Here is a 10,592-nt window from a genome sequence, read left to right on the forward strand (position 1 = left end):
AATGGCTAGACATGGTACTCTGGGATTGGGTCATGAAGGCACCTACTCTCTTATTTTCTTGGCGATTATAAGAATAGGTCTTCATGGCCTTTTTGTCTATAGTTGGTCTAGTTCATTGGGTGTTGCACTTCAATTGTAAACTCGGCAATTAAATTTAAAGATAATGTCTGCGGAAAATATTCAAAACATTCCTGGAGTTGGTATACAAGGCGAAATAAATAAAAAAAATATGACAATTGTCAACGAAAAATATTTGCGTGAAAATAAAATTAAGTATGATAAAAAGTTAGTTAATGGCTTAGCATCTGCAGGCAACACGGTTAGTTTTCTTCTTGTTGCTAATAAAAACGTGGGCTTTGTCGCCCAAGGAGATCAAATTAAATCAGCAGCAATAACCTTGATCGATGGCCTTAAAACACAACATATTCGTCCGGTTATGTTGACTGGTGATAATCAACAAGTGGCTCAATTGGTAGCTGCCCAACTTGGTATCGCCAAAGAGGACGTACATGCTGAATTAAAACCTGATGATAAAGAAAAAATTGTTCAGCAATATCAAAGTAGGGGACTTAAAGTTGCCATGGTTGGTGATGGGGTTAATGATGCGCCGAGTCTTGTCCGTGCAGATGTAGGAATCGCTATTGGTGCAGGAACTGATGTTGCAGTGGATTCTGCCGATATTGTATTAGTGCGAAGTGATCCGTCCGATATTTTGAATTTCTTAAAATTAGCAAAACATACGACTAGAAAAATGATACAGAACTTGTGGTTTGGTGCGGGTTATAATATTTTTGCTATTCCGTTGGCCGCTGGGATACTAGCATTTGTTGGCATTGTATTAAGTCCTGCTTTAGGCGCAATTCTGATGGGGCTTTCAACTGTTGTTGTTGCCATCAATGCTCAAACGTTACGAATTAGAAAGTAAGACAGGGGGTTAATGCTGTGCGACACAGGCAATTTTATTTAATACTCATTAGTTTTATTGTCGTCGTAGTTGTGCTTAATGCGTTTTGGCTAATTAAGTTTAAACAATCACCAGTTAAGGGCGGAATGATGTCAAATACGAACTCACGAATCAGCAATAACCAAGAAAAACAACACAGATTGATTGTTCCACCAGTCCTAAAGCCTGATTCAATTGATAATAATAATATTTACTACACTTTACGCGCGCAAACTGGAGTAACGCAGTTATTATCTGGGAAAAAGACTAAAACGTATGGCTATAATGGTTCGTTTCTTGGACCAACAATTCGAGTTGAAAAAGGAGTAAATATTTATATTCGTACGCAAAATCATTTAAAACAATCGACCTCTTTTCATTGGCATGGTGCAATTTTGCCAAGCTCAAGTGATGGTGGGCCACATCAAACTGTTGCAGCGGGCCAGAGTAGACTAATAAATTTCAAAGTTAATCAACCAGCAGCAACGCTTTGGTATCATCCTCATGCTGTTGGCAGTACGGCTATTCAGGTTTATAAAGGACTAGCTGGCTTCTTGTTGGTTGATGATCAAAATAGTAGGCGAATAAAGTTACCCAAAACTTATGGTAAAGATGATTTTCCAGTTGTTGTACAGGATCGAAACTTTGATAAAAATAACCAATTGAATTATAGGCAGGCTGCATCTAGTAATGGGACATTAGGTGATAAATTATTAGTAAATGGTACTCAGAATCCATATATCGAAACAACAACTAAATATATTCGATTACGCCTATTAAATGGTTCCAATGCCCGTAAATATATTTTTAAACTCAATGATGGTAGACCTCTTTACCAGATTGGTACCGATGGTGGATTTTTAAAAAAGCCAGTTCCAGAGAAACAAATTATACTAACACCTGGAGAGCGGGCAGAAGTCGTCGTTGATTTAGGTGGTTACTCGCAGGGAAGTCAGGTCAAGCTAAAGTCTAAGGAAAGTAGCGTTCTGACAATGAGGATAAAGAGCAATCGTGGAGGAGAAGCAAAATACCCCATCGACTAACGAATATTCAGTCGGTCAATAATTTCAATCGAAAAGTTGTTCAAAACATCACCTTATCTGGTATGGGACATATGGTAAGCATCAATAATAAGCAGTTTTCAATGAAACGAATTGATATAAAGGTAAAACAAAATACGACACAAATTTGGAAGATTAGTAACAAGGATAATATGATGGGTGAGATCCACCCTTTTCACATCCATGGCGTTCAGTTTCGGTTATTGAGCGTTAATGGCAACACACCCGCAAGTAACATGCAAGGGAGGAAAGACACAATTATGACAAGACCGGGGAACCAATATAAAATTATGATTAAATTCACGCAACCTGGGTTTTTTATGTATCATTGCCATAATCTTGAACATGAAGAGACCGGAATGATGGGCCAAATTCAAGTTGTGCCGTAACGGTCACTTAATTCGCTTAATGAAATTACGCCAAGTCTGCTTAATGCTGTCAAGTTGTTGTGGTGGAATTAAACCCAGCATCATGATGAATAGTAGCAGTGGGCAGAAGATAATTAGAAGAATTGTTGCTAGCATCCACATATTTGTTCACTTCTTTTTCTTTTTGATAATTATGCCAGAGACGTATGGAGATTATGTGCAAAATATATGGAGATGAAAAAATTTGACTAAAATTTTAGTTGTCGATGATGAAAAGAAAATTGTAGATATAGTTACCGCCTATTTAATCGCACAAAAATTTGAAGTTGAGGTGGCCTACTCGGGAACGGAAGCTTTGACCAAGTTTTATAAATGGCAGCCTAACCTGGTGGTGCTTGATCTTATGCTACCAGATTTAGATGGTAATGAAGTGACCAGAAGAATACGGCAAGATAGTAAAACACCGATAATTATGTTGACGGCAAAATCAAGTGATGAAAGTATTGTTAACGGATTGCAATCTGGCGCCGATGACTATGTAGTTAAGCCTTTTAGTCCACGAGTGGTAGTAGAACGGATAAAAACCGTACTACGACGTGTCACAGAAGAACAAGCGGAAAAAGTTCTCTCCTTTAACAATGGACAGTTAAAAATCAAATTAGAATCGCAACAAGTTTTTGTCCATGATATGGAGATTGCACTGACGCATACAGAATATGATATTCTTGCAACAATGGCGAACTATTATCGACAAATATTTACCCGTGAACAGTTAATCGATTTAACTAGAGGAATTGACTATGACGGACTAGATCGGATGATTGATTCTCATATTAAAAATTTACGACGAAAAATTGAAAGTGATAATACTAAGCCGGTTTATATAATAACGGTTCATGGCCGAGGCTACCGTTTTGGTGGGAGTAAAGATGAATGAAACGACAGATTCGGACACAGCTAATAATCTCTTTTATATTTTTGGTGTTATTGATCGTAGGTTCAATTAGTTTAATGACCATGAGTTTAGTTAGTGATCATTTTGACAAATATGTGCAGAAAAAACATGATACAACGCTCACCGCATATAAAAACGAATTAAAGGTTAGTTATCTGATCAACAATGGTACTTGGAAACCGGCCAAAGTTAAAAAGATCGGTGTTAGAGCATTGCAAGATGGTCTTATTTTGGTTTTGAAAAATACTGACAATAAAATAATATGGGAACCAAGTCAAACCTTGTTACATAGGGCTACTAATACCAAAAATATAGATAGTATGAACAAAAAAAATGGAGCTATCAAGATTAATTCCAAAAAAGTCGCCCTAGTACAATTCTCACATAATGATGCTTTAGGGTATACACGACATGATGTCGCATTTATCAATGATTTACGAATTAGTTTGGCCGGTATTTCAATCTTTGTATTTTTAGTTGCAATAGTCATTGCAGTATGGATAGCTCGTGATCTAAGTAGACCGTTACGACAAATTGTATCCTTTACTCAGGCGGTAGCGTCTGGGGATTATCGAAACCAGTTACCGCAACAAACACAAATCGTAGAGGTAAATGCGCTAGTAAATGTAACTAACGAACTTTCACGCCAGTTATCCAAGAATCAGGCGCTACGGGAGCGTTTGTCTTCCGATATTGCTCATGAATTACGCACGCCATTAACAACGATTCAGGGTTCGCTAGAAGCGATGATCGATGGAATCTGGCCAATTGATGAGGCAAGATTGGTTAGTTTAAATGATGAAGTTATACGGTTGACCCACTTGATCAATAATATTGAAAATATTGCTTCAATTGAACATCGCGATGATAAGTTAATCAAAGTTGATACTGATCTTAGTAAATTGATACAGCAGGTTTTAAATAATTTTCAAAGTAATCTTGAGGAGAAAAGAATAACGCTTGATTACCAGACGGAAAAAATCATCGTTGCAATTGACCCAAATAAAATAAATCAGGTTATTACCAATTTATTGTCAAACGCCATAAAATTTACACAAACAAAGGGCAAAATAATAATTAAGTTAAAACGTGTAGCAGATAATGTTGTTTTAACTATTGAAGACAACGGTAGTGGAATTACAGAAAAGGATGTCCCACATGTATTTGATCATTTCTATATGGCTGATCCAGCACGAAATCGCCAACAAGGCGGCCAAGGGATTGGTTTAGCAATTGTTAAAGCAATCGTGGTGGCTCATGGTGGCTCAGTTTCTGTGGACAGTGAATTAGGTGTTGGGACTATTTTTACAGTTAAACTACCATTGAATAATTAGGAGGGAATGATCATATGGGAGCACTAAACCCGATCGCGTTTAAATTAGGACCTTTTCTGGTTCATTGGTACGGTATTATTATTGCAAGTGGGGCAGTACTTGGTGTGCTGCTTGCAATTAACGAAACTAAGCGACAAAGGATTTCTGCAGATGACATTTATGATTTAGTATTCTGGGCATTGCCAATTGGATTGATTGGCGCACGAATCTATTATGTCATTTTTGAGTGGCAGTATTATTCACAACATTTAAATGAGATCATTGCGATTTGGCAAGGGGGTATTGCCATTTATGGTGGCCTAATTGCTGGTGGGATTACATTGATCGTCTTCTGTCGGCAGCGTAGCTTATCAGTTTGGCAGGTCCTAGATGTTGTTACGCCAGGCATTATGTTAGGTCAAGTTATTGGAAGATGGGGTAACTTTGTTAACCAGGAGGCCTTTGGGTCTGCTGTTTCACGCAGTTTTTTGCAGCAGTTACACTTGCCTAACTTTATCGTGCAACAGATGTACATTGGCGGTGCATATCATCAACCAACTTTTTTATATGAATCAGTATGGAATTTTGTTGGCTTGATCTTACTCCTTAGTTTACGGCATAAAAGAGGTCTGTTTAAACGGGGAGAAATTGCGTTAAGTTATGCGATTTGGTATTCATTTGGTCGATTTTTTGTTGAAGGAATGCGAACTGATAGCTTGTATCTATTTGGCCAAGTACGTGTGTCACAATTATTATCATTGATTGTTTTCATTGTGATGCTCAGTATCTTTGTTTATCGACGGAAACAGCAAAAAGCTTCTAATTATTTAATTGATTAATTAATAATGTAAAAGAAAGCGAGGCTAAATTATGATTAATCTGTATTTTCATACTAGTGATCCGGCAAAACGAAAAATGCTCGATTGGTTTCATGATCAAAAAATTGATGTACAGATCCGTAATATTATGCAAAAGCGATTAACTGAATTGGAAATTAGGCACTTGTTTTTGCTATCCGATAATGGTAGCGATGATTTGATTGCAATACGTTCGAAGGCTGTTCAAGAACACGTTTTTGATAAGGGTCTAACATTTAATCAATTAGTGATTGCGGTATATCAGCACCCCAAAATTTTAAAGAACCCGATTGTGTTTAATGAACAAAGCCTGGTTACGGGATTCAGTATTGAGGATATCGGTGTTTTTGTACCATCAAAACAGCGGAAGCGTGAGCGATTGTCATTACTTGGTAAATTATATACTGCAGAATTTGGTAAAGCTTCTTGAATTGACCAGGGCTTTACAACAGAATAAATTTTTTTGCTTTTTGTGTTTACATTTGTAAACTTAAGAGGTATGATATTTGTATCGTTTACAAGTGTAAACGTAAGGGAGTGATGAACCTGAATGAAATTGACGGTCACAATGGAAAAGCTTATAAATGCTTCAACGTAATTAACTGTAATTGCTTGTTTAATAAAAAGATGGTTGTCGTATGACCGAATAAAATTAATTTTTATAAAAAAAGGAAGTCTGATCATGGATAAAATTTTGGTAACAATAGTAGCTGGTTTGCTAGTTGGATTTATTGTTTGGTGGTTCTTCGGTAAACATACAGCTAAGGAGGTTGCGGCAGATATAACGGATAATAGACAGGATGTCAATGTGATTGTTAGTGGTGGTTATACGCCTAGTACCGTAATTTTGAAGCGCGGAGTTCCTGCCCAAATAACCTTTAATCGTAAAGATCCATCTAGTTGCTTGGAGCAAGTAGTTTTTGAAGATTTTGGTATCAATGAATTTTTACCACAGAATAAGGATCATGTGATCGATATTGATACAAGTAAATCCGGTGAGTATGACTATGCTTGCGGAATGAATATGTTTCATGGAAAAGTAATTGTAAAATAAGCAAGCTTATTAAAAATATTGGAGGTAATCGTTATGACAGATAAGAAACAAAGCATTATGGTAATCGTTGATGGTGGCTATCATCCAGATGCTGTAGAACTAATCAAGGGGATCCCTGCAGAAATCACTTTTAAAAGAATCAGCGAAAAAGGCTGTGTCGATACAATTGTTTTGCCGGAACTTGGTATCAAACGATTTCTGCCAATAAATGAACAACAAACTTTTTCAATTAATACTGATAAGGCCGGCGAATATCAATTTCATTGTGGTATGGATATGGCCTACGGAAAGGTGGTTATAAAATGAATATAAGAAATCGATTTATATTTTCTTTGATTGTTTCCACTCCAATATTAATAAATATGGTTGCTAGTCCTTTTGGCTTTGAGTTACCAGGAGGTATGTGGACGCAGTTTCTACTGACAACCGCAGTAATGGCTGTCTCTGGTCGGGCATTTATACAAAGTGCTTGGGCATCATTTCGGCACCACCATGCTAATATGGACACTTTAGTAGCGATTGGGACTGGAACAGCCTATTTATACAGCATTTATGCAATGTTTAATAACAAAGATGTTTTCTTTGAAGACGCAGCACTTGTTATTACACTAATTCTATTAGGACAAGTTTTTGAAGAAAATATGAAACGTAGTGCATCAGGTGCAGTAGCTAAGTTACTAGATTTACAGGCAAAAGAGGCAGAGGTTTTGCGCAATGGTGAGATTGTAAAAATTCCAATGGCAGAAGTTGTTGTCGGTGATATTCTTCGCGTTAAACCAGGTCAAAAAATTGCTGTAGATGGTGTTATTACCGAGGGTAGTTCAACAATCGATGAGTCGATGGTTACAGGTGAAAGCATACCAACCGAGAAAAAAGTTGGCGATTCAGTGATTGGTTCAACAATGAATAGTACAGGAACATTTATGTTTAGAGCTAGTAAGGTTGGTGATGATACATTATTGGCGCAAATTGTTGAGATGGTCAAAAAGGCTCAAACAAGTCATGCACCGATTCAAAAAACCGTTGATAAAATTTCTGATATTTTTGTTCCCGCTGTTCTAATTATCGCTATTCTGGCCTTTTTCGTTTGGTATGTTTTACTTGGAGCTAGTGTAGTGACTGCCATGTTATTTACTGTTTCTGTGATTATTATTGCTTGTCCATGTGCACTAGGAATTGCTACCCCCACAGCTCTAATGGTTGGTACAGGGCGGAGTGCAAAGATGGGGATTCTGATTAAGAACGGTGAAGTGCTAGAGGCAGTTAATACGATCAAAACAGTTGTTTTTGATAAAACAGGAACAATCACTGTGGGTAAACCAAAGGTGACGGATATTGTTGGCGATGAGCAAGCGGTATTGAATGTGGCAGCCAATCTAGAAATTTCTTCGGAGCATCCTTTGGCGGCGGCTGTTTTAGAAAAGGCTAAAGAGCAAGGCATCACTCCCAATACTGCACAAGGTTTCAAAGCGATTGAGGGTAAGGGAGTCAAGGCACAAATCAATGGTAAAGAAGCCTTTATTGGTAATGATAAGTTACTTGATAATTATAAACTTACCGATCAATTAACGGCTAAGATGGTACAACTACAAAGCGAAGCTAAAACCGTAGTGATCGTTGGCTACGATAATGAAATTATCGGGTTAATTGCTATTCAGGATGCACCAAAGCAAAGCTCGGCTACAGCAATTGCGGCACTTAAGAAGCGTGGCCTACGTCCGGTGATGCTGACTGGTGATAACGAACGAGTTGCTCGTGCAATTGCTGATCAGGTTGGCATTGATGAGGTCATTGCTGATGTTTTACCCGGCGATAAGGCTGATCACGTTAAACAACTTCAACAACAAGCACCAGTAGCCTTTGTTGGTGATGGTATTAACGATGCGCCAGCATTAACAACCGCTGATGTCGGCATTGCCATGGGTTCTGGTACGGATATTGCAATTGAATCTGGTGGCATTATCTTAGTTAAGAATAATCTGTTAGATGTTGTCAATGCACTCGAGTTGAGTCAAAAAACGTTTAATCGAATTAAGTTAAATCTGTTTTGGGCGTTCATTTATAACTCATTAGGTATCCCCGTTGCTGCTGGTATTTTTGTTGGACTAGGGCTGATCTTGAGTCCAGAATTAGCCGGTCTAGGAATGGCATTAAGTTCATTATCAGTTGTTGCCAGTTCATTGATGCTCAATAGAACCAAATTAACTACGGTAACTGCGTAAATTGGAGGATACAAAGTGGAAAATCAAAATTCAAAAAAAGCAACGGTGCTGACTGTAGTGGTCGCAGTTGTCTATACTGTTATAGCTGTATTTGTTGGAATCCTTTTATTGAATGGTCTATAAACATGGTTAGATCATTTAGATTTTCTAGAACTTCGTTAAAAATAACTTAGCGTATTTTTGAGAGGATGAGAAAAATGCAATCGCGAAGATTTAGAACCTGGTGGATTAGCTTAGGCGTGATTTTAATAGCGCTTGCGGCCGTTGGTGCAATAAGTGTTGAAACCTATAATAGTTTGGCTAAACAGAATCAAGAAGTCGAGGCGCAATGGAGTCAAGTGGAAAATGTGATGCAACGCCGCTACGACCTGATTCCTAACTTAGTAAGTGCAGTTAAGGGCAGCATGAGTCAGGAACAAAAAGTTTTTGGTCAGATTGCTGATGCACGGAAAAGTTACGGTAGCGCAACAACAGTTAAAGAAAAAGCCAAGGCCGATAATAAAATCAATAGTTCAGTTGGTACTTTAATCAATGTGATCCAAGAAAATTATCCTAATTTGAAGTCGAATGCTAATGTTGCGACATTGATGACCCAGCTGGAAGGATCGGAAAATCGCATTGCGGTTGAGCGGCGTCGGTATATTCAACAAGTTAAGACTTACAATCAAAATGTAGTTACTTTTCCCAAAAATATTTTTGCTTCTACGATGGGTTTAGGCCAGAAAGCTGAATTCAAAGCAAATTCGAATGCTGATAAGGCACCTAAAGTTGATTTAGACAACTAGGAAGTGGACATCGTGAACCGAAAAAGAACGAATGCGTGGCTATGGTTGTTATTACCTTTTTTGCTGCTACTTCAAACAACTTTTGTCCAGGCGGCCAGTTTACCTAGCATACCGACTGATAATTATTTTGATCAAGTAAATTTACTAAATTCACAGACACAAGATTTGGTTAGTACAAAGAATCAACAATATGCCGAAACCAAGGACAAACCGCAAATTATGTTGGCGGTAGTAAAATCTACTGGTGATTCTGATGTCGATCAATATGCGGCCGATTTATTTTCAAAGTGGGGTATTGGTCAAAAAAAACTGGATAATGGTATTTTAATTCTTTATGCCTTAAATGATGGGAAGCGTAATGTTCGTGTTGAAGTAGGTTACGGATTAGAAGATGTCGTCACAGATAGCCAGGCTGGACAAATTTTAGCCAGTAATAAAAGTCAGTTAAAATCTACCTCAACTGAGACTGTCAATCAGGGATTGCAAAAAACGTTCAGTAGTATCACAACATTGGTCGACAGGCATTACGGATACAAGAATGATAGAAAATCTGATAAGGGTTATCAAAATAGGATGAATTCCAATCGTAGTATTTTCAACGTGAAGAATATTCTACAACTTGTTGGCCTGATTATTGTTATTGGATTTATGTTCAGTCCTTGGGGGCGCAGTTGGCAATTATGGTCCATCTTAGCCTGGCTCTTTAATAACAATGATCATTTTGGTGGTTTCGGTGGCGGCGGTTCTTCTAGCGGTGGCGGTTCATCTGGTGGCGGTGGTGCAAGTATTTAGGTCATGAGATTGGTGTATGGTTAATGGTTTTGGATGATTATCACTTAAATAGAATCATAATTTTATTTAGAACTTGCTTTAATAGACGTCGTCGGAGAGTGTCAAATTTTATGTGTAAATAGAAAAGCCTCTCGTCCTTTTTTTAAAACATAGATTCTAATGTGTCTTCAACCATGTTGAATCCCTTATGCACCCGCTGATCAAACTTGTCATTGTAATCCAGAATAACCGTCATCAAGGTT

11 protein-coding genes and 1 pseudogene are annotated in these 10,592 nt (G+C 37.8%); all 12 read left to right on the plus strand.

Annotated elements, in window-relative coordinates; all coding sequences use genetic code 11:
• Positions 1–145: 145 nt before the first annotated feature.
• Positions 146–925, plus strand: a pseudogene (locus EKM76_RS11230) (HAD-IC family P-type ATPase); the annotation flags it as partial.
• Between the two features lie 17 nt (positions 926–942).
• Positions 943–1,986, plus strand: coding sequence for a multicopper oxidase family protein (locus EKM76_RS11235; RefSeq protein ID WP_125550735.1), 1,044 nt, complete (start codon positions 943–945; stop codon positions 1,984–1,986).
• A gap of 71 nt (positions 1,987–2,057) precedes the next feature.
• Positions 2,058–2,393 carry a multicopper oxidase domain-containing protein gene (locus EKM76_RS11240; RefSeq protein ID WP_263853691.1) on the plus strand — a complete coding sequence of 112 codons (336 nt, stop codon included), beginning with the start codon at positions 2,058–2,060 and terminating at the stop codon, positions 2,391–2,393.
• Positions 2,394–2,616: 223 nt separating this feature from the next.
• Positions 2,617–3,309: a response regulator transcription factor gene (locus EKM76_RS11245; protein WP_003678293.1), complete on the plus strand. Its 693-nt coding sequence runs from the start codon at positions 2,617–2,619 to the stop codon at positions 3,307–3,309.
• On the plus strand, positions 3,306–4,661 hold the full coding sequence (locus tag EKM76_RS11250) for a sensor histidine kinase (RefSeq protein ID WP_225417924.1): 1,356 nt from the start codon (positions 3,306–3,308) through the stop codon (positions 4,659–4,661). The genes EKM76_RS11245 and EKM76_RS11250 overlap by 4 nt, the downstream gene beginning before the upstream one ends.
• Before the next feature lie 14 nt (positions 4,662–4,675).
• Positions 4,676–5,479, plus strand: coding sequence for a prolipoprotein diacylglyceryl transferase (lgt, locus tag EKM76_RS11255; RefSeq protein ID WP_089144941.1), 804 nt, complete (start codon positions 4,676–4,678; stop codon positions 5,477–5,479).
• Between the two features lie 31 nt (positions 5,480–5,510).
• Complete coding sequence (locus EKM76_RS11260; RefSeq protein ID WP_125550737.1) at positions 5,511–5,927, plus strand: ArsC/Spx/MgsR family protein; 417 nt, start codon at positions 5,511–5,513, stop codon at positions 5,925–5,927.
• Between the two features lie 252 nt (positions 5,928–6,179).
• Positions 6,180–6,551 (plus strand): cupredoxin domain-containing protein, encoded by a 372-nt coding sequence (locus tag EKM76_RS11265; RefSeq protein ID WP_100070905.1) that lies wholly within the window; start codon positions 6,180–6,182, stop codon positions 6,549–6,551.
• A 33-nt stretch (positions 6,552–6,584) separates the two neighbouring features.
• Complete coding sequence (locus EKM76_RS11270) at positions 6,585–6,857, plus strand: cupredoxin domain-containing protein (protein WP_035181042.1); 273 nt, start codon at positions 6,585–6,587, stop codon at positions 6,855–6,857.
• Positions 6,854–8,773, plus strand: a complete 1,920-nt coding sequence (locus EKM76_RS11275; RefSeq protein WP_100070907.1) for a copper-translocating P-type ATPase — start codon at positions 6,854–6,856, stop codon at positions 8,771–8,773. The genes EKM76_RS11270 and EKM76_RS11275 overlap by 4 nt, the downstream gene beginning before the upstream one ends.
• Positions 8,774–8,970: 197 nt before the next feature.
• Positions 8,971–9,558, plus strand: a complete 588-nt coding sequence (locus EKM76_RS11280) for a LemA family protein (protein WP_003678281.1) — start codon at positions 8,971–8,973, stop codon at positions 9,556–9,558.
• 12 nt (positions 9,559–9,570) lie between these two features.
• Entirely contained in the window at positions 9,571–10,350 is a 780-nt protein-coding gene (locus EKM76_RS11285; RefSeq protein ID WP_035457187.1) for a TPM domain-containing protein, read from the plus strand.
• The last annotated feature ends 242 nt before the right edge of the window (positions 10,351–10,592 follow it).

Source organism: Loigolactobacillus zhaoyuanensis (assembly GCF_003946385.1).
Classification (GTDB): domain Bacteria; phylum Bacillota; class Bacilli; order Lactobacillales; family Lactobacillaceae; genus Loigolactobacillus; species Loigolactobacillus zhaoyuanensis.